Here is a 25,797-nt window from a genome sequence, read left to right on the forward strand (position 1 = left end):
GCAAATTTAGAATCGACGCGTTTGTCGATGATGCAGAAAGAAAGTGGCTTTGATACTGATTATCAAACCTTTTTACAATCGTTTGGTTTTGTATCAGAATTCAGAGTCTAAATTGATACCTGCATGGAGCCCACGTTTTATCACATTCCCTCTTTGGAATGTTACTATTCGTTTGGCGTTATTAAACAATATTGAGTACCAAACCCTAGTAATTCGCTTGCGGGCTATCAAACTGGCAGTAATTACAGCTAAAAACGAGGCGCGTTGGCAGCTTGATTTAAGTGCCCAGCACAACCATCGGTCAAAATGCAGGCTCCACATTTATTCCTACAACCATTACCCGAGTCTTGGCACGATTACTTCAGGAGGCAAAGGACCTAGTTTTTGGTTCACATTAAATATATCGATAGATAATGTTAAAGCGCAGAAGCAGATCATCGACGCACGAATTGTGCTGGAACAAGCAAAATCATTCTTTAGAAAAGCAATGGGAACAGCTGGTTCGCAATATAACAAACAAAATTAATCATCTGGATAATCAATATCAGCAAATTTATCGTTGCTCGGTAAGTGGTTGAATTGCAAGCACAAACTGTTTGAGATGCCGAGCTTAAATTGAAATATGTAAATGTAAAAAACAACAGTGTTTGAAGTAAATCAATTGCAAGATGAGCTACTGAAATAACAAACTAATTTAGTAGCTGCACAAATTCAATTTTTGAATTCTATTACTACCTTAAATCAAACGTTAGGGGTAAAGTTGAATAAATGGGGAATTACCTTGAGGTGTACTGATAATGAGAAATCGATCTCTATTTAAATGGAAGTTTTGTTTCATACTTATGATGGCACTTTTTTGGGTGCTTGTAAAAAAGAATAAAAAAGGCAGATGAAAATGCTCAGCCACTTGTTATTACAGCCACCATGCAGCCGAGTGTAATGAAACTATATTTTACAAGCGCATTATCTCCATGAAAATTATCGTAATGCAGTTACTAAATACCTTCAAGCGAAAAACACCTGTGAAACCAGTATCAAATCCTTTGTGGGGACTCAAGCGTTTCATGAAGCGTGTATTATTCATGATGATGAATTTCGAATGGATCGAAGTCAACATTAAACCAACGTCTTAAAACTTTTATCAAGCTCGCTTCGAGTTAGAAAAAATACTGTGAGAAAGTCAATATCGATCCCAAAAACGATTGAACGATTAAGTATCATTGATACTTTGGCTGTTGCGCAGATAATGCAAAAACAATTCCAGCATATCGAAGTAAAAGCGCCTGGGAGGGGTTTTGCACTTTTCCCTGTAAAAACTGATAACGACGATAAAGATGGAAATGGGAAATTGACCGTGGAAACGGAAGTAAAGTGAGGTCAATTATTGTTATCCATCGGAAATTTATCAGGATTTACGATGACTTTGCCGGTTAGCGAAATTAACATCAATCGACTGCAACCGGGATTAAAAGCCATTGTAACGGGAGATACTTTTCTGGGAATCACTCTTGAGGGTGTTGTAACTTCTGTCACTCAGCAGACCAACCCTCAAAAAACCGCTGGCCAAGGAGCGCTTAGCATGTTCAATATTGAAATCAAAATTTCGAACGTTAGTGAAAAAGAAAGAGACGTTATTCATGTTGGAATGACTATGAACGTCGAAATCGATGTTAAAAACCACGCCCATATTCTATTGCCTATTCAAGCAGTGTTTCAAAAAAAATGGCCAAAGCTTAGTTACTATTTTGGATCCTAAAACTGGAGAGAAAAAGACATTCCCGTCGTCCCCGGAGACACCCACATTGACGGGGATAATTATTCTTGAAGGCGTTGAACCTGGCGATAAAGTGGTGATTCATGATTAAATTTAAAAATGTCACTAAAATTTATCAGTTTGGTACTAATCGGTATGAAGCATCAAAGGGAATTAATTTTTCCATCGAAAGGGAAAGAACTGGTTGGAATTGTAGGGTCATCTAGCTCGGGAAAGACCACCATGATGAATATCTTAGGGTTGTTGGATCGCCCTACGACGGGTGAATATTATTTAAATACAAAAAATGTATCTGAATTAACCCATAATCAACGAGCAGATTTTCGGAATCGAAGCATTGGCTTTATTTTTCAGTTATTTTTTTGTTAACTCGCTTGAATGCGCTGAGTAATGTAAGTTTGCGCTTAACTTATCGTAATCTCAACCGACGTGAAATTGGAAAACGCGTGCTGACTGCTTTAGAAAAAGTGGGTATGGCTCAATTTTATCATCATAAGCCCAGTGAATTATTTAGCGATGGATATTCAACCGCTACCAGGCCAAAGTCAAACTGATGGAACCTCTCAGGTTAAGATTAATACAATACCTGAAATCCAGAAAGACTCCAATCAAATCGCCCTGATTAGCCCCCTACAACCTTTCTTTCTATACCTTCTATTATCAAAGGAAATCAAACAGAGGGTCAGGTTTTAGGGGCCACAACAATTTGTTGATAGAGGTAGTAAAATTGAAGTTGATAAAGGCCATTTCGTTTCTTAATTTAGATCTTCATAGTTTTTTTTGTGTTATTGGAAGTGATTTGGCTAAAGATTTTCTTGATAAAGGCATTTCAAACCCTATTGGGCATCAAATTTTGCTTCGAAGCTTTGTTTTTAAAATTATTGGAGTAACAAAACCTTGGCAGCCAAATTGGTTTTTGTCCGCGGAGATTAATAAAGGAGTGATTATTCCCTTGGAAGTTTGTTATTTTTTAAGTAAGGATATCCAAATCAATAATATATTATTTCGCTGAAAATGAATGAATTATATCCTCAACTAAAAGTTACTTTTAGAAGCCCTAATCAAATTATTGGCATTATGCAAAAGCAACAAGAGACATTCACTTGGGTTTTTAGGGTCCATTGGCAGTATTGCTATTAGTAGGTGGTATCGGTGTAATGAATATTATGTACGTTTCTGTTATTGAGCGGTGTCGCGAAATTAGCATTCGTATGGCTATCAGTGCTCGACGCGCTAATATGCGGCGAATGTTTTTAATTGAATCGATTATTTTAACTATTTTTTTCTGGTGTTCTGGAAATTATAATCGGTATTACTATTGCTACCGCTCTTGCATTGGCAAGAGGTTGGAGCATTCTCATTCTAATTTTTCCTCCGATTTTAGGCTTTTTGGTATCAGTGTTTGGTAGGTGTCGTTTCTGGATTTTATCCTGATCAGGCTTCGAAACTAGATCCCATTGAAACCTTACGTGGAGAGTAATTAATATAGAAGTTCCGCGACGCTAACTGGATCAGACTATCCTTAGGCTTTCAATTTTAAACTCAAAATCAACATCTTGGCACCCATCGTATAAAACCGCCGTTGGATGATTCCGGCCAGATCAGTGTGTAATAAGCGAGTTAACTAGTTTTCATTGGGATAAACATAACTAGAAGCAAAATAAATTGCCTTCGGGAATTTTTTACTTACCTTTTCTGAAATTTTTGAAATTTGTTCCACAACATTGGTGGCAAAACCTCGATAAGATTCGGTAGCGATGCTTTGCATTTGTGAATATTTAACAAGATAATCAAGTGTGGCGTGAGTTTGTTCTTTTAATTTAGTCAGCGTTGCATCACTACCAAAACTTCCAATGTCAACTTCGCCCGCGCTTATGAAGATGAAATTATAAAAGTATTGAGTAAACATTCTCAATTTTTATTAATTCTTTTCTTTCGTGCCATGTAAAATTTAATATTAAAAGCAATAAGAGAATAAGAGGCTCTGCAATAAGTTTATAGGATTGATAATGGACAGGTAATAAACTAAAAATCGCGTCAGTTCCTGCTGTGATAGAAATAGCAATTGTCAAAATGTAATCGATAATTAGAGCTGCGCCGGATACTAGCCTCGAATAAGGACCTATATAACTGAGTTGCTACTTTATAACCCCCCCCATTAGGGAATAATTTAATCACTTGGTTGTATGCCAGTACGATTAAGAAAACGGTCATAGCAGTTGCGGCTGTAAGAAAGAGGGCTAATAAGTGAGTATGACGACCCAGTGTATAAAAAAAGGACTGTTCTGGACCATAGTAAGACGAAGAAAGCCCGTCGGCCTCCCAAGCCCGATCCATGCAAGAAACGCGATTAAAGGGATGTGCCAACACGTTTCTTTCTTCATAGGATGGGGTTCCCCCCCCGCGTGGCTTTCCAAAAATTAACTCGTGTAGACGACGCATGAGGTGATTCTACTAGACTGAGATGCAAATCTAACCTCCTTCTTTTAAAGACTAACCTCACCTACCTCTTCCTCTTTTCGTTTCTCCTAACTCTACGCACAGAGAAGGGGGAAAAATAGTACCCCTCTGCTTTGGGAAATCGTTTCTTTGCAATAAATTATTTTTTATTTTTTCGGATGGAGTGGGCTCTTTCTAAAGAAAGACGCATTTGACGTCTCATTTTTGCTTCTTCGAAACGTCGTTGTTCGATTTCATTATTAATTGTTAATGGTTTTATTTCTATGGGTTTTAAATTTTTATTGACAGCGACCATTGTGACATAACAAGAATTCGTGTGACGCTTTTCACCGGTGGTGAGATTTTCGGCGATAATTTTAATGCCGACTTCCATTGAAGAACGGCCTACATAATTGACGTTTGCATAACATGTTACCAATTCACCGACGTAAATGGGTTGTTTAAAAAGCACCCCATCAACGGATAGCGTTACAACATAATGTCCGCTATAGCGTGCTGCGCAAGCATAAGCGGTCTGATCAATTAATTTAAGAATGTATCCCCCGTGAATATTACCAGAAAAATTTACCTTTTCAGGGGTCATGATCTCAGTGATGGTCAATGAATGTGGGTTCTGATGTGGGTTCTGGTATTCCACTTGGTTCTCGCTCCCGTAGGGGCTGATCGAATTCGGGATCTTGAAGAAAACGTTGAGTGAGTTCGGAAGGCAATTTAAATTTTATTGCCAGCCAGAAAGTGAAAATACAAAATACACCAATGACAACAAAATCCCAGCCGAAAGTAATAATCCCCTTCCCTCCACCAAAATTGCCGAGATAGGAAATCAAAGCAATCCCTAGAAAATAAGGCCATACCCATATAGATGCTCGCCAATGGAAAGCAAATCGCTTATCGGGCTCGATAAAATAACGGTGAAGAATCAGCACAGCAAGTCCAATGAGTAAAGCAAGTCCAAGCTTAGAAATAATCATCCATCCACTCCAGTAAGTAAGAAGGGTACAGATGTAAAATGCCCCTGCAGCCCATAATGTCACAGCAGGTAATTTAAATGGCCGGGAATGGTTAGGTAGTTGTTGGCGTAAGGCTAGCAAGCAAATAGGAGCAACGCCATAGGTTAATGCCATTAGCGAGGTGAGGAAGGCTATCATACGATTCCATCCTGGTAGTGGTGCAAAGAGGCACATTCCTAAAACAAAATTAGCAATGATAGCAATTGAAGGGTTTCCTTGAGTAGTTAGGTGTTGAAATAAAAGAGGAATGTGGCGGTTTTTACTCATGCCATACAACGCGCGTGCTCCACTACTGGTGTACATCAATGCGGCGGTTAATGGCCCAATGACTGCTCCTAGGTACAATAGAGGAAGCAGAACATCTAAATGTCCTTGATGCACAATCGCGGTAATAGGGCTTGTGCCGTCTTGCAGGTTTAGGTGTGCCCAGCCATGGGCTAAATTAATGGGTAGAAGCGAAGATAGAAAAGCAAATTGTAGCAAAAGATAAATGATCAAACAAATCACTACAGATCCAATAATGGCAAAAGGTAAAGCACGGGAAGGATTTTGGGCCTCCCCAGCCATTTCACAGGCTTGTTTAAATCCATTGAAAGCAAAAACGATGCCGCCCGTAGTGACTGCCGCAAATATGCCGTGCGTCCCGTAAGGCATGAAAGCGGTATGAGCAGGGTGAATAAGCCGAGAAGGAGCAAAATATAACGCTAAAATAACTACGGCCACCACTGTGGGGATGGCAATTTTTAAAATGGTTAATGCGCTGTTAAACCGCAATAACCAACGTAAGGAAAAAATATTAATTGCTGAAATCGTTATCATTAACACCGAAGCTAAAAAATAACCATAGATGGTTAAACCACCATCGCTGTGAACTAAGGAGGGAAAGAAATAGTTTAAATATTGCAGGACCGCCTGAACTTCCGTGGAGGCTAATGAGGCGTAGGACAGCCAGATTATCCACGAAAAAAGAAAACTTACTATAGTGCCATGTGTGTAGTGGGGAATACGAATACTGGCCCCGGTAATTGGCAACATGGCGCAAAGCTCAGCAAAAACAAAAGCAATAAGGATGGCAGCTATGCCACCAATAAGCCAAGCAAAGATCGCAGAAGGGCCTGCTAGTTCCGAAATGTAATAAGTAGTAAATAACCATCCTGAACCCAAAATTGCACTTACGGACGTGAGTAACAAAGCAAAAGGTGATATAGATCTTTTTAGCATAGCCTTAATAGTCAACCTGATTATGGCTATATTATCAGTTTTAGAGCCTTCTTAACAGTTTTTAAACAAGCATTGCAGTGAGTTTCTATAGCCTAGTCTTTTATTTTAGATTATTCTAACTGAATTCTACATTTATATTTACGGGCAAAAACCACCTTTTCTAAAGCCAAAGATTCTGATTCTGGTTCCAATTGAGTTCGCCGGCGCTGTCTTAATCCAAAAAATCTGCTCTGGTGTGTGTGAGATACATCTTTTGAAAGTGCAGCGAGTTTTAGTCTTTCCCTCGTCATCGAAAGTATTGAAGCTTGTTGTAGATTAGTATCCCACCACCGAGTTGTTTCCTGTCAATGGTGAGAAATGTACCGACCAATGGCTGCTCTATTCTCTTCCAAAGTTACCAACTTGAGAAACAAAGGTTCGTATTTCACCCAATGTTCAATGATAAATTCGATAGCTTTCGAATCGGCCGGGTAAGAGAGTACACCTAGTTATTTTCTCTAATCTGACACAACTTCATTAATGCATTGCCTTGATCGACATTCCATGGACTACCCTCTCCTGCCAGAAGCATCGCACCCCCAAACCATACAACCCTTTGCAACCCTTTGCTATCACCGATTTCTGCTGCTTTCTGAAAAGTTTTCGTGCTCCTTTCCAATCCTGCATTCCGGCCATCGCCCTTATTAAACCATAAAAGCCAAATTAACGATTGCTCTGGAAACACCGCTCTTAACAGATTTTTGCACCAAGCGGCGCTCTTTAAAGTGAATACCCAAATTATTTAAAGTGAATACCCAAATTATTTGGGCATTTGAACAACCGGATAAAGCAGTGTCCTTGTAAATAGACTATCGCTTCTTTGGGATAGGTTTTTTCTTGGCTTTCCTTTCTGAGAAGACACGCCAAATTATTTTTAGCTTACAGATTACCCTCTTCAGCGGCTTTCCTATAAAGATTTTTAGCGAGTTAAAGATTTTTGGCGAGTTTGGTATCTTTTGATAACACATTCTCCGAACTCATATAGCACCCCATCTTCGTTTTGGCCGTAGTATGTCCCTCGCTAGCAGCCGCCTCATAGGAATTAATAGCCCTTCCCTAAATTGGGTGGAATCTCTGCGTTGTAAGCTATTCCTAATAAAAATTGGGAATCGGGTATAGGGGGAAGGAAGTGCTTGGATAAATTTAAAAAAATTCCTTTGTTGATCCATGGGTTTATAGGATTGCAGATTCGGTAGTTTCGACAAAATTAAACTTTTCTTTTGCGGCATCTCCTGTTGCTGCGAGGGTAGGTCTTGGCTAACTTAACTAAATTTTCAGAATGAGATTTATCAAAAGCTTTAATATGAATAATAGCTCCTATTATGTCCATCACGTATGAGTAAAAACCTTAATTTTTTCGTTAAAAACTCATATATAAGAATAAAATTAAGTAATTATGAGCCAATTTTTCGGGCTACTCGGTTCTCTTGGCCATTTTTTATTTGTCGTGTACTGAGCTTGTTTTCCACAAAAGATATTCTCTTCCTATCCATAGAATCTTTGCTCTCCCTTTTAAATAAAGTTGCCTTTTATGGCAAGCCGATTATGATGGGGTCTGATTATGATGGGGTCTTATGATCAATAAAACTACTAAACCATTCATCCTGGTGGACGGTTCCTCTTATCTCTTTCGAGCCTACTATGCATTACCACCATTGACCACCACCAAGGGGCATCCGACGGGGGCGATGTATGGAGTCATCAATATGCTGCGAAAATTAATGACGGAGTATCAACCCGAGTATATCGCCGTCATATTTGACCCCAAAGGAAAAACATTTCGCAATGAGCTCTATAGCGACTATAAAGCGAATCGACGAGAAATGCCGGGTGAACTTTCTCAGCAAATAAAACCATTGTTTGAAATTATCAAAGCGCTTGGGTTTCCGCTCATAATTAAAGCTGGTTATGAGGCTGATGACGTTATTGCTACCTTAGCTAAGAAAGCTAAAGAAGAGGGATTGTCGGTTTTAGTTTCTACGGGCGATAAAGATTTAGCGCAAATCGTCAATGATCACGTTACTTTAGTTAACACGATGACAGACCGTCTTTTAAATCCTGCTGGCGTGGTAGAAAAATTCGGTGTTCCTCCTGAAAAAATTATTGATTATTTAAGTTTAACCGGAGATAACACCGACAATATTCCTGGCATTCCCAAAGTGGGTCCTAAAACTGCTGTTAAATGGCTAAATGAATATAGCTCGCTTGAAAATATTCAAAAACAGGCTCACGAAATAAAAGGTGAAGTGGGAAAAAATCTTCGCGCTCATTTACATGAATTACCATTAATGCGTCAATTGGTTACAGTGATTTCCGATTTACCTTTGGAAGAAAAGCCAACGGATTTGAAATTAGGATCTAAAAACCTCGAAAAATTAATTGAATTATTTACTACCTACGAATTTAAATCCTGGCTCGCAGAAATTTTAGCGCAAGAAATGATTAGATCTCCTTCTGCCACGAATTATATTACTATCTCTGACAAAAAAACTTTTGAAAAATGGGCAAAGAAATTAATAAACGCCCAAGAATTTGCTTTTCATACACAGACTACTAACTCTTCTGCTTTAGAAGCGAGTTTAGTCGGAGTTTCATTTGCCATTAAACCTAATGAAGCGGCTTATCTTCCTGTGGGCCATAGTTATGCTAACGCCCCGATTCAACTCGAAAAAACTTGGGTCCTGCAACAATTAAAACCTATTATTGGCGATTCAAAAAAAACAATTATTGGGCAGAATTTAAAATATGACAGTCAAGTGCTAGCCAAAGAAGGATTAAACATCAAAGCAAAAATGTATGATACTCAACTGGAATCTTATATTTTAAATAGCAGTAGTAGTCAACATGATTTGGATACTTTGGCTTTGCATTATCTCGGGCGTTCAACAATTAAATTTGAAGATGTTGCGGGGAAAGGGGCTAAACAAATTAACTTTAATTTAGTTTCCATTGATAAAGCATCGGCTTATGCAGCTGAAGATGCGGATGTAACCTTACAATTGCATCATAGATTAATGCCACTGATCGAAAAAGAAAAAAAATTAAAGAAAGTTTTTAACGCAATTGAAATGCCACTCATGCCTATTTTAATGCAAATGGAAATGCACGGCGTATTAATTGACGCCCAAATGTTGCGTTCACAAAGCGATGGATTGAAACAGCGCATTAACCAGCTCGAACAAGAAGCTTACAAATTGGCGGGACAAGAATTTAATCTAGGTTCACCTAAACAATTACAAAACGTTTTTTATAAAGAATTAAAACTACCCATATTTAAAAAAACTCCTGGAGGTCAGCCTTCGACGGCGGAAAATGTGTTGCAAGATTTAGCGCTCGATTATCCCTTGCCGAAAATCATTTTGGAGCACCGAAGCCTTAGTAAATTAAAATCGACTTATACCGATCGTCTACCTGAGCAGGTGAATTCATTAACCGGTCGAGTACACACGTCCTACAATCAGACTGTTACTTCGACAGGCCGTTTATCTTCGAATAACCCTAATTTGCAAAATATCCCTATTCGTACCGACGAAGGCCGGAAAATCAGACGTGCTTTTATTGCACCCTCGAGCGCTCGTATCGTGGCGGCAGATTATTCACAAGTGGAATTGCGTATTATTGCCCATATTTCACAAGACCATGGGTTAATTAAGGCATTCGAAAAAGAATGGGATATTCATAGTGCCACTGCCTCTGAAGTTTTTGGAGTGCCATTGGAACAGGTCACTTTGGAGCAACGCCGCCGTGCCAAGGCAATTAATTTTGGATTGTTGTATGGCATGTCGAGTTTTGCTTTAGGGCGCCAACTGGGTATTGAGCGCGAGCTGGCCCAAGGGTACATCGATATTTACTTTAAACGCTATCCCAAAGTCCACGAATATATGCAGAAAATTCGCACTATCGCTGCTGAACAAGGTTATGTGGAAACCTTGTTCGGGCGACGTGTGTACCTTCCCAACATTAATGCTTCTAATCTTCAACGCCGTCGGGCTGCTGAACGTGCTGCGATTAATGCGCCTATGCAGGGCACGGCGGCGGATATCATCAAAATCGCTATGATCAAAGTTAATGATTGGCTCAAGTATAATACAGATAACGCCCATTTGATCATGCAGGTGCACGACGAGCTTGTTTTTGAGGTCGATGAAAAAGATCTCGATCATGTGGTTCCGAAAATCAAAAAAGCCATGGAAGAAGCTTCCTCCCTTTCGGTGCCGCTGGTGGTTGATATTGGAGTCGGCAGCAATTGGGATGAGGCACATTAGGGTTTATGGCGTTAACTCCCCTATTGATATTAAACGTTATCCTTGCCATTTGCCATTGATTGGTCAGGAGGGAAGGCAAGCGCGACTTTTAAATGCGCGTATTCTCTGTGTTGGTGCGTGCTGTGGGGGGGGGATTGGGTTCTTCTGTATTACAATATTTAGCAGCGGCAGGTATTGGCACCTTGGGCATTATTGATGGCGATCAAGTGGAAGTATCGAACTTTCAACGACAAGTCATTTTTACACCTAAATGATGTTGGCAAGCATAAAGCGATTCAAGCAAAATATTTCCTTGAACGATTTAATCCTTCATTGCAAATAATTACTTATGAAACTTTTATAAGCGAAGATAATGCAGAAAAAACAGTGCACGATTTTGAAATTATTTTTATCGATTGCACGGATAATTATCGCTTCCATTATTTATTGAATGATGTTTGCGTTAAATTTAAAAAACCATTAATTTCAGCCAGTATTTATCAATTTCAGGGACAATGTAGCGTCTTTAATTATCAAGATGGCCCATTTTACCGTTGTTTATATGAAACATCTTCAGAAGAACTTACTGCTAATTGTGAATTAGGGGGTGTTCTAGGTGTATTGCCTGGAATTTTAGGTGGTATTCAAGCCACCGAGGCTATAAAAATTTTACTAAGCAAAGAAAAAATGCTATCCGGGCGACTGCTAGCCATCGATGATTTATCGATAAGGATATAAAGATTTATTATACTCAAAAATCCTCGGCCCGTGTTGTGTTGAGGGTAAATCAGTCAGTGATCTTTTCCCAAAAGACAAGGATCGGGGACAAATTCAGGAAATAGAAGTTACAAAGCTCTCTCAGTGGTTAGAAAAATCAAACTCAGACATTTTATATTATTTATATTAATTGATATGCGTGAACTCTATGAAAGAGATATCTGTCATATTGGCGGACTAACATATTCCGTTACAGGAACTTAACGCGTTTCTAACGATATTACCGAAAGATAAACTTATCGTTTGTTATTGCAAATCTGGTCAGCGTAACCGTTTCGCTGCACAATTACTAAAAGATAGTGGGTTTACCCAAGTTTCAAGCTTACAAAGGAGGCATGCTTACCTAGATCGATTTCATCGACCCTTCGGCTAGTGAGGCTACTAATTGTCTGCTATAACCCGTCGAATTCGTAAGCTTTCATATAACTCTAAAGACTATAACTAAATATAAGTAGAGCTGGTTTCTGATCCCATGAGGGGGGATCAAGCGGGGAACCGCTACCGGTCAATAAGTTGGCTAATTTATGAACAGTTAGTATAGTGGCCATACTCCTAGTTTCCAGATTTAATGGGAAAAATTTTAATGTTACTAACTTCAAAGTTTAAAAAACTAACTCGAGTTTAGACCTTTTTAGCTGTCTCAAGTATGGCTTTATTGCTTCAAAAAACTGTTTTGGCGACTATACGCGTTAATTTTATATAAAGAACATTTCTAAATCTTCTTGGGTTGTTTCTTACTCACCTAATCCCCTATCAGGGGGATGTGAGATTTGACAATGGTTGTCCTGAAAACGGGCCTTGTACTATCCCGGACCGCCAAACGGTAGCAATTGTTATTACAACACCTTATGGGAATGCCGATGGCCTTGTTAAGATTGAGGACAAAAATGGAGTAAGTTGTACTTACGAACATGATAATGGAACCACGGGTCAGTGTCCCTGGATTATCTATGACTTATCCATGACTGCCGTACGTTTGCTGCTGCAGTGAATAACCTTCATAATAGCGATATTTATATTTTCTCTAATTTTTAACTAACTAACTAACTAACTAACTAACTAACTAACTAACTAACAAGATCTAATGATTGATATAATGAAGAAGCTAAGGAACGGCTTTTTTTCTTTGTAATAATTTGATTAAAGGATTAATCATTTACTCTGATTAGGCATTTTGTCCTGTCTTCCAATTTGTTAAACACTGGATTTAAGCTTTGGGATTGCTCTGAACATAGGGTCTCTTATGGTCCCTTTGTTCTGAGTGCTATTGATGGGATGAGCTTGAGTCTTCTTTTTCTCGTCGTTTTAAATGCCATCATCATCGACAGGCATTCTGATTTTTTATCGGCAGTGACTTCGTAGCCACCCGAGATTTTTTATGGGTTGATGACCGTGGGTATTTTTATAGTGTGCTAGATTTAGGGAGATTTTTCTGATACGATAGGTCAGAAAACCATTATTAATTTACTTAATGGGATCGTTTCTCAGTTATTTATTGTCGGCCTTTGCGGTAGTTATCCATAGTTTGGTCTTTTTAATCTTGGGACGAGTGATTGCCACCTTTACAGCAGGTAGCCAGCCCATTGTGCAAGCTGCGATTGTGGATGTCAGTTCTGAGGAACATAAAGCGCGAAATATTGGATTGATCTTACTTATCAATCTCATTAGGCTTTATCATTGGCCCGATTATTGGAGGCGTTCTGTCAGATAGCCGTTTTGTAAGTTGGTTTGGATTTTCGACACCGCTTTATTTTTCTTCTTTAATTTCATTGTTCAATGCATTTTTATTATGCTGTCTGTTTAAAGAAACCTTCAAACAGACAGGGAAAGTGCGTATTCGATTTCATTTTCATTATGCAGTAAATATTTTTATTTCGGCTCAAGCATGAAAAAAATCAAAAATTATCCATTGTTTTTATTGGTGATAATTTATGGCTGGAATAATTTTTTTCCTTCATTTCGATGTTTATTTTACACTGCTACATATAATACCACTTTAAAGGTTTCCTTACTGCTCGCTGATATGGGAATCAGTTTTAGCATCGGTTGTGGTTATTTAGTCGATTACTTTGTAAAGCAATTTTGATTGAAAGCGGTTATAACCATCAGTTTTTTTTGACTGCTTTATTTTATAGCCTTAATTGTCCTGACCCACGAGGTTTTGTTTATTTGTAGATTTTAATGGTGTTCGTAGAGATTTCAATCGCTGTCGTTTATTCATCAATTATTCCTTGTTTTATAATTCAAGTGAGCGAAAACGAACAAGGATGGGTGATGGGCGTCACTGGCGGCATTATGGCATTGTGTTTTGGCCTCACTTCCTTTTTAACCGCTTATTTGGTGAGTTATGGTGTAAATATTACTATGATTTGGCCTCTGGTAGCGGGCATGGTTGTGAGTGGTCTTAATGGTGCTCATTTTAAAGTTCCTGTAATATTAATTCAATAAGCAGGTACTTTAAGATGCATCATCGGGAAACGGCATATTGAAAGGATTCTTCTAAAATGTGCTAAGATGTTTCCCGTATTGGGAGTCTTAGCTCCTTGACAGGTAGAAAAAGCACCTTCTTAATGAAAGAGTGGTCCACCATCCTCAGTAGGGCACCTATCTCACTTTTGATAAGCAAGAAATCGCTCTAAGAGCAAAGCGCGCTCCAGAATAATTTCTATTAAACAAAAGTAGCCATCAATTCACCCCGCTCATCATCGATGAAGCCTAGAAGGTACCCCACATATTCGATTCTATAAAAGCATTAAAAGCATTGGTTGATGAAGAACGGCGGCTAGGTATTTTTACCCTTTCGAGTTCAGTAGAATTTTCCTCTAAAGTAGGGTTTCGAGAATCTTTAGCTGGTAGAATGGGGATCACGCGCCTGTATCCTATGACGATGTAGGAAATAAATAGTCAAGCGTTTATGGATCCCTGGGTGAAGTTTAAATTTAATGACGCAAGTCCAGATAAAATCAGCTAAAATCTAAAAGCGTTGAATACATGGCTTGAGCGAAGCAGAATGCCTATTTTCTGTGGTTTAAGCGATTCTGAGGAACGAATAAGTGTTATCAATATGTTGGTTAGAGGTGATCTGTTATAGAGATTTAAAACAGCTGGAAGACGGTGACTACGACAGTGAATTAGCTGTTAATTTACTAAATATCATTGCTGCAGTGCCTCTTATCTCTTTGTCTAAGTTGGCTCATGAATTGGGTACCAAACCGGCGTTTATTAAAAAAATTTATTAGCTTTAGGATCCTTATTTTTGATATACGAATTATCATCTTTTGAAAACCCGAAGGCATACTCTCAATATAGAATATTTGAGTCGGGGGGGTAAACGCTTTGCTTGGCGGAAAACAAAGCTTCATTTCGCATCACAACAGTTTATTGACGCTTCTCAGCAATGAAATTTATGCGCAATACGGAATATGCAGGAATATGCAGGGAAATTCAAGCCGAGTCTCTATTGTTATCAGATTTGGGGCGGTACTGAGATTGATTTAATTTTAAAAACTAAAGAAAAGCTTATCGAAATTGAATGTGTAACAGTTATTGATATATCTCTCTATCAACAAAGAGGGATGAAAAGTTTCCTCAAAAAAAAATATCCGGATGCTACAGGATATTTTATTGCTCCTATCCAAAAGTCCTATCAATTGGATAAAAATATTTTGGTGATTCCTTGGAAGCATATTGGGTCACTTTCTTGCTTTAAATCAGTAAAATTTGTTTCCGCCACTATTAACAGCCGGTTGATCAATGAATATTGAAATCGTTTGGAAAGGACAAAACGCTTTAGGCGAAGGACCGATATGCATCCTTTTGAAAATGTTTTGTATTGTATTTGATATTGCGAAGCCTTTTTTACATCGATTAAATCCCGTCAGCGGTGATTACCAGTCCTGGGAAATGCCAGATTTTATTGGTGCAGTTGTGCTACGTAAAAAAAGGTGGTGTTGTGATTGCTCTCGGCAATGCAGTTTTTGGAGTGGAAATTCTTTCTTTGAAAATGACCAGGCTTGCAGCGATCGAACCCTGGAGCAATGAATTGCGCATGAATGATGGAAAATTCGATCGAGCGGGACGATTTTGGATCGGAGTGGCGAACCTTGATGTTAAAAATTCTAAATGAGGTTTATAGTGCTTAGATCTTGATGGAAATCTGACTAAAATAGAAAAAGGGATTACTATTTCAAATGGGTTGGGGGGGGGTTAGTCCGGATGATCAAATTTTTTATTATACGGACGGTTTGAAATATCAGATTTATGAATATGATTTTGATATTAATCACGGAACAATTTTAAATCAGCGTATTTTCGTCCAATTAGAAAAAAGCCCCATAGAGCCTGACGGCTTAACGATCAGTAGTGAAGGATATATTCGGCAAGCACAATGGAATAGTGGGAAAATTTTCCGTTATGCACCTGCACCAGATGTGGCCAAGAAAATAAAATCATTGAAATGCCTGTCTAACGTCCTACGAGTTGTATTTTCGGCGGATGAAATTTGGGTCGTTTATACGTGACTTCTTGCTCTCAAGGAATTGGCGAAACTGAAATTTTGCCTCCACCGGCTGGCGCAGTTTTTGCAATCCATGTTGGTGTCAAAGGCTTGAAAGAACCTAGTTTTGCGGGATTAGATTCCTTCCATCATTACCACAAGTACAGTCATTTTCAGGAAAACGGGAATCTAAAGGCTAGCCTAAGACATTCTTTCCTCTGGATCTCCGTTTTCGCTGGAATGACGGACTTTGGGTTTTTTATAGCCCTCACTACTTCTGAGGAATGATATGATCCCTAGAATATATTTTAAAAATATTTCGATTCTCATAGGCCATGAGTAGTAATTTGGGAATGTTTGTGTTATACACTTTAATATCAATAATATATCAATCCTGCTTCCCATTAACCATTGCAAATATATGATTACCTGTTCTCGCTAGAGGTTGGATTTGTGGTCTACTAGCGAGAAAGAATTCCAATGCTATTCCACTGTGACCGATTTCGCCAAATTGCGTGGTTGGTCGACATCTGTCCCCTTTAAGACAGCCACATAATAGGCCAATAATTGTAGAGGCACAGTATAGGCGATCGGAGCGATAATATCAGCCATAGTAGGCATTCGGATAGCCGAGCTATTATCCATTTTGGATTCCCAGGGAATTTGTTCATCCATGAAAATATATAACTCGCCTCCCCGCGCTTGGACCTCTTGCATATTGGATTCCAATTTTTCAATCAAGTGATCATTAGGTGCAACGACGATTACCGGCATACCTTTTTCGATTAAAGCTAAAGGACCATGTTTTAATTCACCTGCAGGATAAGCTTCTGCGTGCATATAGGAAATTTCTTTTAATTTTAAAGCGCCTTCTAAGGCAATTGGGAAAAGTGCACCACGTCCCAGAAATAAAGCATGTTGTTTATCTACAAAACGTTTGGATAATTGCTTGATAGAAGCATCTAAATCTAAGGTTTTTTGTAAAAGGTCTGGCAAATTTCGTAAATGGTTAATAATAATTTCGTGATTGTCGTTATTTCCTCGGTGGAACAAAGCCGCCAATAATAATAAAGAAACTAATTGGGTGGTAAATGTTTTAGTGGCGGCAACGCCGATTTCGATTCCCGCGCGAGTAAGAAAAACTAGATCAGCTTCACGGGCTACTGAACTGGTTGGGACATTGCAAATACCTAAGGTTGCTGCATATCCTAATTTTTTCGCTTGGCGTAGAGCTGCTAATGTATCAGCTGTTTCACCCGATTGGGACATTGCGATGAATAAAGTATTAGGTTCCACTACAGCTTTGCGATATCGATTTTCGCTGGCAATCTCTACTTGACAGGGAATGTCGGCCAAGGCTTCCAACCAATAGCGACCCACTAAAGCAGCGTGAAAACTTGTACCGCAAGCAACAATTTGAAGGCGTTTTATTTTTCTAAAAATAGATTCCGCTTTATGTCCGAGACTCTGTGGAGTCACTGTGTTATTAATTAAATGCTCAGAAATCGTATCGAGCACGCCTTGGGGCTGCTCGAAAATTTCTTTTTGCATAAAATGACAGAATTTTCCTTTTGTCGCCGTATCGTAATTAATTTTTGAAGTATAGGAAGGCCGTTCAATTAATTTTCCAGCTTGGTCGTAGATGGAAACAGTATCAATTCCAATTTTAGCGACATCTCCTTCTTCTAAATAAATAAATTGCTGAGTTACGGGAAGCAAAGCGCTGACGTCTGAAGCAATAAAATTCTCCCCAATTCCTAATCCAATGACAAGAGGGCTGCCGCAGCGAACGACGTATAATGCTTCGGGTTTTATAGTTGAAATAATGGCTAATGCATAAGCTCCCCTCAATTCTTGAATGGCTTGTTGGATGGCTGATAATAATTCCTGTTTATTTTTACTGTGGTAATGAATTAAATGCGCAATTACTTCGGTATCGGTTTCCGTCTCAAACACATAGCTTGATTTTGTGAGTTTTTGTCGAAGTGATTCGTGATTTTCAATGATGCCATTGTGAACGATGGAAATGTCATTCTCTGAGCAGTGGGGATGTGCATTTTTTTCTGTTGGTTTTCCATGCGTTGCCCAGCGAGTATGGGCAATGCCGGTATAACCCCGTAGAGGTTTTTTTTGCAGCCTTTCCGCGAGTGCTTGAACTTTACCTTTGACGCGAATTCGTTGAATTTTTGTCGTTTTTGGATGGAGAATGGCAATCCCGGCTGAATCATAGCCACGGTATTCCAAACGATTCAGACCTTCCAATAAAATATTCGCCACATGACGTTGAGCAATGGCTCCTACAATGCCACACATGTTTGGTTCCTTTATCAAAAAATTTAAGAAATGCATTATACTTCTATTTTAAGAATAATGAGAAAAGATAGAAGAAGAGATGTGAAAATTCGCACTAAAATTAGCTCTTTTAAGGATAGTTTTATATGGGTTATTAGGTTACACTGATTCCTTGCGATTAGTAGGTCGCTACTGTACTGTTCCTACTTTTTTTGACTAGTGGAATTTAATTTAAAGTCAACCACTGTTGTAGAATTGAATAGAGTAATTGGTGGTTCAGCCGTGCCGGAACAAGGAAGCCCCTATACTTATTCTTTAAAAAGCGATGAGAGAAACAAAAGAATCTCAGATGTTTTAACTTTTAATTCTGGAAAAATTAGAGGGGTCTACAATAAAGCTAATAACATTCTAACCCTAGGAGATAATACTCCAGACCCTGGAGCGTATAGTTCAGCACATTGCCCCCCAACGCTGAGTTAAGTTCCAATTCTCAACGAAGGACGTCTACGAATTAATATGAATCTCCAAATTGCGTGACCCCTCCAGACGCGTTATCATTTGCGATTTGATTTAGAGCCATCTTTGATTTAGAGCCATCAAAGGAAAGCCAATGCCATCACGCCAAGAGTGTGCCAATGCGATTCGTGCGTTGGCAATGGATGCGGTAGAAAAAGCTAATTCAGGTCATCCCGGAATGCCGATGGGAATGGCGGATATTGCGGAAGTATTGTGGCGCGATTTTCTAAAATTCAATCCCGCTAATCCCCATTGGGCGAATCGCGATCGATTTATTTTATCGAACGGTCACGGTGCTATGTTGCAATATGCGCTGTTACATTTGACCGGTTTTGATTTATTAATTGAGGATTTAAAAAATTTTCGACAGTTCCATTCACGTACGCCGGGCCATCCCGAATTTAGACATACCCCGGGTGTGGAAACGACGACTGGACCACTTGGACAAGGACTAGCCAATGGTGTCGGGATGGCGATCGCCGAACAGATTCTGGCTAGGATTTTTAATTGTGAGGCATTTCCCATCGTGGACCATCATACCTACATTTTTGTTGGGGATGGCGACCTCATGGAAGGCATTTCTCATGAAGCTTGTTCGTTAGCAGGAACCTTGGGGTTGGGGAAGTTAATTGTTTTTTATGACGATAACGGAATTTCCATCGATGGGGATGTGAGAGGATGGTTTACCGACAATACGCCAAAGCGCTTCGAAGCCTATGGATGGCAGGTCATTCCCTATATTGATGGGCATGATCCCAAGGCCATTTCCCAAGCTATTATCGCGGCAAAAAATGAAATCACCAGGCCCACCCTTATTTGCTGCAAAACGATAATTGGATACGGAGCACCTATTTTGGCGGGCCAGGCGATGACACACGGGGCTCCCTTAGGAGAAGAAGAAGTGGCCGGTGCCCGTAAAATTTTAAATTGGCCTTATCCGCCATTTGAAATTCCAGAAGAGATTTATGCTGCATGGGATGCAAAAGAAAAAGGGAAGGAATGTGAAACTCATTGGAATCAACTATTTACGGATTATGAGAAACATCATCCGGAATTGGCAAAAGAGTTTTTGCGACGACAAAAAAAATTGTTATCCGCAGACTACGCCAAAAAAATAGAAGAGTTTATTTTAAATAGGGAAGAATCCAAAGAAGACAATGCTACGCGTAAATTATCCCTACAATGTTTAAATGCTATTGCATCTTCATTACCCGAAATAATTGGCGGCTCCGCGGATTTATCAGAATCCAATTGCACGAAATGGTCTGGAGCTACCATTTTGAGTCAAGAAAACCGCCAGGGAAATTATATTGAATATGGTGTGCGTGAATTTGCGATGACAGCTATTGTGAATGGCATTGCGTTACATGGTGGCTTTATCCCCTTCGCCGGTACTTTTTTAACTTTCTCGGATTATGCGCGAAATGCTGTTCGTCTGGCAACGCTCACCCAAGCGCATTCCATTTTTGTTTATTCTCATGATTCGATTGGTTTGGGAGAAGATGGGCCTACGCATCAACCGATTGAGCAATTGCCTTCCTTGCGAATGATTCCCGGTTTGCAGGTGTGGCGTCCTTGTGACGGTACTGAAGCAGCTGTTGCTTGGCGAGAGATGATTAAACATCATGGACCTAGTTGTCTTTTGTTAACTCGTCAAAAAGTTAGGCATCAAAATCGAGATTTCCAGCAAGTGGAATTAATTGCAAGAGGAGGGTATGTATTGTGGGAAGCAACAGAACCCGCCCAAATTATTCTCATCGCGACAGGTTCTGAAGTAATGATTACTGTTGAAGCGGCGAAGGCCTTGGAAAAAAATATCCCGGCGCGAGTGGTTTCCATGCCCTGTTGTGAAATTTTTAAAAATCAAGACATTGAATATCAAAAATTGGTTTTACCTTCACACATAACCAAGCGCATTGCTATTGAGGCGGCTCATCCAGATTATTGGTATCAATTTGTTGGGCGTGAAGGTAAAGTAATTGGAATTGATCAATTTGGTGCTTCAGCACCCTATCAAATGATGTACCGTGAATATGGTTTCACTCCAGAGCGAATTATTGAAACGGTGAAAGAATTTTTCCACGAATTTGAAATTAAGGAGAAGTAGCATGACATATAAAATTGCTATTAATGGTTATGGCCGCATTGGTCGAAATATTTTACGAGCTTTTTATAAATCAAAAAAGCATCACGATTTTAAAATTGTTGCTATCAATGATTTGGGAGATATCAACACTAATGCTCATTTAACTAAATATGACTCAGTGCATGGACGGTTTCCTGCTGATGTAAGTTTTGATAAAGAGGGATTAATAATCGATGGTGATAAAATTAAAGTAGGTGCAGTAAAGAATCCAGAGCAATTGCCCTGGAGGGAACTTGATATCGATTTGGTGCTTGAATGCACGGGGCTATTTACAAGTAAAGAAAAATCCGAAGCACATTTAAAAGCAGGAGCAAAAAAAGTTTTAATTTCCGCTCCGGCTGGTAACGACATTAAAACAATTGTGTTTGGCGTTAATGAAAATATTCTTACCAAAGAAGATAAAATTATCTCTAATGCCTCTTGCACAACAAATTGTTTGGCACCCCTAGTGAAAGTATTGAATGATGAAATTGGTGTTGAACGTGGATTAATGGTAACCGTTCACTCCTACACGAACGATCAAAACCTTACCGATAGTTATCACAAAGATTTACATCGAGCGCGTGCAGCTACACAATCGATGATCCCTACTAAAACCGGAGCAGTTGCTGCTGTTGGCTTGGTATTGCCGGAACTCGATGGAGAATTAGATGGGTATGCTATTCGGGTGCCTACCATTAATGTTTCGCTCATTGACTTTACTTTCGATTCCAAAAAATCCGTGAGCGTTTCGGAAGTTAATGCTGTGATGAAAAAAGCTGCTGAGGGTAAAATGAAAGGTGTGCTTGGTTATAATGAAGAGCCGCTTGTTTCCATCGATTTTAATCATGATCCACATTCATCGGTTTTCGATGCGTGGCAAACGCGACTAATCGATAAATTAGTAAAGGTAGTCGCTTGGTACGATAATGAGTGGGGATTTTCTAATCGTATGTTGGATGTCGCGGGTGCTTTTTTAGACCCTAGATCTTAAAACAACCTTCAGTAAACGAAATGGTACCTAGGGTCTAGGAAATGCACCATACCAGTATGACTGAAGAAAGTAATATGCTAAAAAATAAAAAAATATCCTTGTTTAAATGCTTATCAATGTCTGACATTGATCTCGATAACAAACGTGTTCTCATCCGTGAGGATCTTAATGTGCCAATGGAAAATGGCAAAATTACCAATGACGAAAGAATTATTCGAGTATTGCCGACCATTGAAAAAGCACTGAAGGCGAATGGACGGATAATAATTCTGTCTCATTTAGGGAGACCACAAGAAGGAAAATTTGATCCAGACTTTTCGCTAGCTCCTATAGCAGAAGTATTAAGTAAAAAATTAAATCGCAAGGTATCACTTGTTAAAAATTGGCTTGATGGAGTTACCGTTGAATCGGGAACTGTTGTGTTGTGTGAAAATGTTCGATTTAACGTGGGTGAAAATAATAATGATTCCGCCTTAGCTCAGCGTATGGCGAAATTGTGCGATGTTTTTGTTATGGATGCCTTTGCAACGGCGCATCGCGCGCAAGCTTCCACGGTGGGGGTTGCAGAATATGCTCCAATAGCTTGCGCAGGGCCTCTCCTTGTTTCTGAAATTGAAGCTTTATCGTGGGCATTACATAATCCAAAAAAACTTGTGGTGGCTATTGTAGGCGGCGCTAAAGTCTCTTCGAAAATCCATTTATTAGAGAATTTATTAGATAAAGTCGATCAATTAATTGTAGGAGGCGGAATCGCAAATACCTTTTTGAAGGTGAAAGGTTATGCAATTGGAAAATCTTTATGCGAGAACGACTGGTTATATCATGCGCGTCAATTTTGCGAAAAAGCAGCAGAAAAAAATATTTCTATTCCACTTCCAGTTGATGTTATTGTTGCGTCTCAACTTTCTAAAGACGCAAAATCAACAGTAAAAACTGTGGATGCAATTGCAGATAATGAATCTATTTTTGATATAGGACCGAAAACATCAGCAAGCTATGCTCGTCTTATGGCTCAGGCCGGTACCATAGTTTGGAATGGTCCTGTTGGTGTTTTTGAAATCGAGGCTTTTAGTCAAGGCACCTGCGCATTAGCACAGGCAATTGCTGATAGCGATGCTTATTCTATTGCGGGAGGTGGAGATACCTTAGCTGCTTTGGATCGATTTGGTCTGACAAATCAGCTTTCTTATATTAGCACCGGCGGTGGAGCCTTTTTAGAATTTTTAGAGGGGAAAACACTTCCTCCAATTGAAATTTTAATCCAACGAGCAAAGTCTTATGAGCAAAAATAATCAACACATGTTGCGTCGTACGAAAATTATCGCGACTTTAGGTCCTGCGACGGATGACCCTTCAACTTTAGAAGAAATTATTAACGAAGGTGTGGACATTGTTCGCTTGAATTTTTCTCACGACTCTCATGAGCGTCATAAAAAACGAATTGAGATGGTGCGTAAGGCTGCTAAAAAGCAAGAACGAGTAATTGGGATTTTGGCAGACTTGCAAGGACCCAAAATTCGTATATCGAGTTTTAAACTAGGAAAAATAAAATTAAAGAAAGGGGACCAGTTTATTTTAGACGCGGATTTACCTCCTGGTGAAGGAACGAAAGAAAAAGTAGGGATTGATTATAAAAACTTGCCGCAAGATGTAAAAGCTGACGACGTGTTATTGCTAGACGATGGGCGTCTCAAATTGATCGTTCAAGATGTTGATAGAAATAAAATTATTTGTCGGGTAGTAGAGGGTGCCGAATTGTCTAACCACAAAGGGATTAATCGTTTGGGGGGGGGGCTCTCGGCAGAGTCAATGACGGAAAAAGACATTGAAGATTTAAAGTTTGTTGTCAATCTCAATGTGGACTATATAGCGATTTCATTTCCCCGGGATGCAGAAGATGTTCTTAAGGCGAAACATTTGATTCAAGGTTATAAAGTGAAAGCGGACGTCATTGCTAAAATTGAACGTGCTGAAGCTGTGAAAAATATTGACGCCATTATCGAAGCCAGCGATGGTGTTATGGTTGCTCGTGGTGACTTAGCTGTTGAGATTGGAGATGCTCAAGTGCCCTTAGTTCAAAAAGATATTATCCATCGAGTCCGTTCTCTTGATAAGCCCGTTATTATTGCCACTCAAATGATGGAGTCGATGATCCACGCTTCTGTGCCTACTCGAGCAGAAGTATCTGATGTAGCTAACGCTGTTTTGGATAATACCGATGCGATTATGCTTTCGGCCGAAACGGCAGTGGGTGACTACCCGGTGTTAGCAGTTGGAGCGATGGCCCGAACCTGTTTGGCTTCCGAATTGCAACCCCGTTCGCATACTTCGCGTCATCGTGTAGAGTGCTGTTTTAAACGCATTGATGAAGCCATTGCAATGGCAACAATGTATACAGCCAATCATTTGGACATTAAAGCAATTGTAGCCTTAACAGAATCAGGAATCACTCCTCTGTGGATGTCACGAATTCGAACAGCAATTCCTATTTATGGTTTAAGTCGTTTTGATAAATCCTTGGGGAGAATGACTCTCTATCGTGGGGTTTACCCAATTAAATTCGATCCCACTCAATATAGCCGGGAAGAGGTCAATATTGTCAATATTAAGGCTATTGAAGTTATGGAAAAACAGGGCTTATTGAAGAAAGGAGATTTGGTAATATTGACTAAAGGTGATCATATGGGTGTTGGGGGTGGTTCAAACGCTATGAAGATTTTAACCGTGGGAAAAATAGTTTAACAAACTAAGGAGGTTCTATGGCCCTAATTACGTTGCGACAATTATTAGATCATGCAGCTGAGCACGGGTATGGTGTTCCAGCTTTTAATGTTAACAACTTAGAGCAAGTACGCGCCATTATGGAAGCGGCTGATGAGACTCGAAGCCCTGTCATCGTTCAGGCCTCAGCAGGCGCCCGTCAATATGCTGGCCCCCACTTTATTCGCGCGCTCATTCTCGCGGCAACCGAAGAATGGCCCCATATTCCGATTTGTATGCATCAAGATCACGGGGCCTCTCCGGCAGTGTGCCAACGGTCTATTCAAATGGGATTCACCTCAGTGATGATGGATGGTTCTCTCCTTGAAGACCAAAAAACCCCGGCGGACTATGAATACAATGTCTCTGTAACAGAATTAACTACGAAAATGGCTCATGCTTGTGGCGTTTCAGTGGAAGGTGAGCTTGGTTGCTTAGGTTCGCTAGAAACTTTGAGGGCAGGTGAGGAGGATGGCTCAGGTGCTGAAGAAAAATTATCACGTGACCAAATGTTGACTGATCCAGAACAAGCTATTGATTTTGTTAGAAAAACAAAAGTAGACGCGCTGGCTATTGCTATTGGTACCAGTCATGGCGCTTATAAATTTTTGCAACCTCCGACGGGAGAAGTACTCGTGATTGATAGAATTAAAGCTATTCACCAACGACTTCCAGATACCCATTTGGTAATGCATGGTTCTTCGTCGGTGCCCCAAGAATGGCTTAAAATAATTAATGAATATGGTGGTAAGATTCCTCAAACTTATGGTGTACCTGTCGAAGAAATCCAAGAAGGTATTCGCTATGGCGTTCGAAAAGTCAACATCGATACCGATTTGAGGTTAGCTTTTACAAGTTCCATTCGTCGTTATCTTGTTCAAAATCCTTCTCAATTTGATCCACGAAAATACTTGGGTGAAGCACTTAAAGCAATGAAAGCCATATGCGAAATGCGTTACGAAGCCTTTGGTGCTGTGGGACAAGCCGAAAAAATTAAAGTGATTTCGCTTGAAAATATGGCCGGACGCTATAAAAATGGAGAGTTGGAGCCGCGAATTCAGGAAAAACAAGCTGTTTCCTAGTTCATTTC

Annotated in this window: 25 protein-coding genes and 2 pseudogenes; 22 read left to right on the forward strand and 5 right to left on the reverse strand. The window is 39.6% G+C overall.

Going from position 1 to position 25,797, the window contains the following annotated elements; translation table 11 throughout:
* The first annotated feature begins 43 nt into the window (after positions 1 to 43).
* The 7 genes from CleRt_RS11090 (at position 44) to CleRt_RS09655 (ending at position 3,183) form a co-directional block, all read left to right on the forward strand.
* Complete coding sequence (locus CleRt_RS11090; protein WP_235379103.1) at positions 44 to 526, forward strand: hypothetical protein; 483 nt, start codon at positions 44 to 46, stop codon at positions 524 to 526.
* Between the two features lie 645 nt (positions 527 to 1,171).
* The gene (locus tag CleRt_RS09640) at positions 1,172 to 1,375 is read left to right on the forward strand and encodes a hypothetical protein (RefSeq protein WP_157870754.1); all 204 of its coding nucleotides are present in this window, start codon (positions 1,172 to 1,174) and stop codon (positions 1,373 to 1,375) included.
* A gap of 9 nt (positions 1,376 to 1,384) precedes the next feature.
* Entirely contained in the window at positions 1,385 to 1,756 is a 372-nt protein-coding gene (locus CleRt_RS09645) for an HlyD family secretion protein (protein WP_157870755.1), read from the forward strand.
* A gap of 240 nt (positions 1,757 to 1,996) precedes the next feature.
* Positions 1,997 to 2,143 (forward strand): ATP-binding cassette domain-containing protein, encoded by a 147-nt coding sequence (locus CleRt_RS11095; RefSeq protein WP_235379104.1) that lies wholly within the window; start codon positions 1,997 to 1,999, stop codon positions 2,141 to 2,143.
* Positions 2,137 to 2,328 carry a P-loop NTPase family protein gene (locus CleRt_RS11100; protein ID WP_235379105.1) on the forward strand — a complete coding sequence of 64 codons (192 nt, stop codon included), beginning with the start codon at positions 2,137 to 2,139 and terminating at the stop codon, positions 2,326 to 2,328. The genes CleRt_RS11095 and CleRt_RS11100 overlap by 7 nt, the downstream gene beginning before the upstream one ends.
* Before the next feature lie 173 nt (positions 2,329 to 2,501).
* Positions 2,502 to 2,786 carry an ABC transporter permease gene (locus CleRt_RS09650; RefSeq protein WP_157870756.1) on the forward strand — a complete coding sequence of 95 codons (285 nt, stop codon included), beginning with the start codon at positions 2,502 to 2,504 and terminating at the stop codon, positions 2,784 to 2,786.
* Between the two features lie 109 nt (positions 2,787 to 2,895).
* A complete protein-coding gene (locus CleRt_RS09655) occupies positions 2,896 to 3,183 on the forward strand; it encodes an FtsX-like permease family protein (protein WP_053097811.1) in 288 nt (95 codons plus the stop codon).
* Between the two features lie 113 nt (positions 3,184 to 3,296).
* Here the strand turns inward: CleRt_RS09655 and CleRt_RS08675 are convergent.
* The 4 genes and pseudogenes from CleRt_RS08675 to CleRt_RS00680 form a co-directional block, all read right to left on the reverse strand.
* Positions 3,297 to 4,216 (reverse strand): annotated as a pseudogene (locus CleRt_RS08675) (hypothetical protein).
* Positions 4,217 to 4,373: 157 nt separating this feature from the next.
* Positions 4,374 to 4,817: an acyl-CoA thioesterase gene (locus tag CleRt_RS00670; protein WP_048875746.1), complete on the reverse strand. Its 444-nt coding sequence runs from the start codon at positions 4,815 to 4,817 to the stop codon at positions 4,374 to 4,376.
* A gap of 4 nt (positions 4,818 to 4,821) precedes the next feature.
* Positions 4,822 to 6,465 (reverse strand): APC family permease, encoded by a 1,644-nt coding sequence (locus CleRt_RS00675; RefSeq protein ID WP_082160491.1) that lies wholly within the window; start codon positions 6,463 to 6,465, stop codon positions 4,822 to 4,824.
* Positions 6,466 to 6,949: 484 nt separating this feature from the next.
* Positions 6,950 to 7,189 (reverse strand): hypothetical protein, encoded by a 240-nt coding sequence (locus tag CleRt_RS00680; protein WP_048874813.1) that lies wholly within the window; start codon positions 7,187 to 7,189, stop codon positions 6,950 to 6,952.
* 889 nt (positions 7,190 to 8,078) lie between these two features.
* On the opposite strand from CleRt_RS00680, the gene polA reads away from it, so the two are divergent.
* The 10 genes and pseudogenes from polA to CleRt_RS12860 form a co-directional block, all read left to right on the forward strand.
* On the forward strand, positions 8,079 to 10,769 hold the full coding sequence (polA, locus tag CleRt_RS00690) for a DNA polymerase I (RefSeq protein ID WP_048874815.1): 2,691 nt from the start codon (positions 8,079 to 8,081) through the stop codon (positions 10,767 to 10,769).
* Positions 10,770 to 10,861: 92 nt separating this feature from the next.
* Complete coding sequence (locus tag CleRt_RS12855; RefSeq protein ID WP_306686717.1) at positions 10,862 to 11,023, forward strand: HesA/MoeB/ThiF family protein; 162 nt, start codon at positions 10,862 to 10,864, stop codon at positions 11,021 to 11,023.
* Positions 10,965 to 11,486: a HesA/MoeB/ThiF family protein gene (locus CleRt_RS11105; protein WP_306686719.1), complete on the forward strand. Its 522-nt coding sequence runs from the start codon at positions 10,965 to 10,967 to the stop codon at positions 11,484 to 11,486. Before CleRt_RS12855 ends, CleRt_RS11105 begins: the two co-directional genes overlap by 59 nt.
* A 223-nt stretch (positions 11,487 to 11,709) precedes the next feature.
* The gene (locus CleRt_RS11110; protein WP_371440282.1) at positions 11,710 to 11,898 is read left to right on the forward strand and encodes a rhodanese-like domain-containing protein; all 189 of its coding nucleotides are present in this window, start codon (positions 11,710 to 11,712) and stop codon (positions 11,896 to 11,898) included.
* Positions 11,899 to 12,288: 390 nt separating this feature from the next.
* Complete coding sequence (locus CleRt_RS00700) at positions 12,289 to 12,516, forward strand: hypothetical protein (RefSeq protein WP_157870757.1); 228 nt, start codon at positions 12,289 to 12,291, stop codon at positions 12,514 to 12,516.
* A 480-nt stretch (positions 12,517 to 12,996) separates the two neighbouring features.
* Positions 12,997 to 13,236: a hypothetical protein gene (locus tag CleRt_RS00705; protein WP_048874817.1), complete on the forward strand. Its 240-nt coding sequence runs from the start codon at positions 12,997 to 12,999 to the stop codon at positions 13,234 to 13,236.
* Positions 13,237 to 13,706: 470 nt separating this feature from the next.
* Positions 13,707 to 13,973: a hypothetical protein gene (locus CleRt_RS00715; RefSeq protein WP_048874819.1), complete on the forward strand. Its 267-nt coding sequence runs from the start codon at positions 13,707 to 13,709 to the stop codon at positions 13,971 to 13,973.
* A 605-nt stretch (positions 13,974 to 14,578) separates the two neighbouring features.
* Positions 14,579 to 14,764 carry a hypothetical protein gene (locus CleRt_RS11115; protein ID WP_235379106.1) on the forward strand — a complete coding sequence of 62 codons (186 nt, stop codon included), beginning with the start codon at positions 14,579 to 14,581 and terminating at the stop codon, positions 14,762 to 14,764.
* Between the two features lie 183 nt (positions 14,765 to 14,947).
* Positions 14,948 to 15,289 (forward strand): DUF4143 domain-containing protein, encoded by a 342-nt coding sequence (locus CleRt_RS11120; RefSeq protein ID WP_235379107.1) that lies wholly within the window; start codon positions 14,948 to 14,950, stop codon positions 15,287 to 15,289.
* Positions 15,279 to 16,155 (forward strand): annotated as a pseudogene (locus tag CleRt_RS12860) (SMP-30/gluconolactonase/LRE family protein); the annotation flags it as partial. The gene CleRt_RS11120 and the pseudogene CleRt_RS12860, both read left to right, overlap by 11 nt.
* Before the next feature lie 348 nt (positions 16,156 to 16,503).
* On the opposite strand, the gene glmS reads toward CleRt_RS12860, so the two are convergent.
* Positions 16,504 to 18,333, reverse strand: a complete 1,830-nt coding sequence (glmS, locus tag CleRt_RS00730; protein ID WP_048874820.1) for a glutamine--fructose-6-phosphate transaminase (isomerizing) — start codon at positions 18,331 to 18,333, stop codon at positions 16,504 to 16,506.
* Positions 18,334 to 18,922: 589 nt separating this feature from the next.
* Here glmS and tkt point away from each other — a divergent pair.
* From tkt to fba, 5 genes are all read left to right on the forward strand, one after another.
* Positions 18,923 to 20,935, forward strand: a complete 2,013-nt coding sequence (gene tkt, locus CleRt_RS00735) for a transketolase (protein WP_048874821.1) — start codon at positions 18,923 to 18,925, stop codon at positions 20,933 to 20,935.
* Between the two features lies 1 nt (position 20,936).
* The gene (gene gap / locus CleRt_RS00740; protein ID WP_048874822.1) at positions 20,937 to 21,947 is read left to right on the forward strand and encodes a type I glyceraldehyde-3-phosphate dehydrogenase; all 1,011 of its coding nucleotides are present in this window, start codon (positions 20,937 to 20,939) and stop codon (positions 21,945 to 21,947) included.
* A 74-nt stretch (positions 21,948 to 22,021) separates the two neighbouring features.
* Complete coding sequence (locus tag CleRt_RS00745; protein WP_048875748.1) at positions 22,022 to 23,239, forward strand: phosphoglycerate kinase; 1,218 nt, start codon at positions 22,022 to 22,024, stop codon at positions 23,237 to 23,239.
* The gene (gene pyk, locus CleRt_RS00750) at positions 23,226 to 24,689 is read left to right on the forward strand and encodes a pyruvate kinase (RefSeq protein WP_082160385.1); all 1,464 of its coding nucleotides are present in this window, start codon (positions 23,226 to 23,228) and stop codon (positions 24,687 to 24,689) included. The genes CleRt_RS00745 and pyk overlap by 14 nt, the downstream gene beginning before the upstream one ends.
* Positions 24,690 to 24,706: 17 nt before the next feature.
* On the forward strand, positions 24,707 to 25,789 hold the full coding sequence (gene fba / locus CleRt_RS00755) for a class II fructose-bisphosphate aldolase (protein ID WP_048874823.1): 1,083 nt from the start codon (positions 24,707 to 24,709) through the stop codon (positions 25,787 to 25,789).
* Positions 25,790 to 25,797: the final 8 nt, after the last annotated feature.

Origin of the sequence: Candidatus Coxiella mudrowiae (assembly GCA_001077715.1) — a bacterium.
Classification (GTDB): domain Bacteria; phylum Pseudomonadota; class Gammaproteobacteria; order Coxiellales; family Coxiellaceae; genus Coxiella; species Coxiella mudrowiae.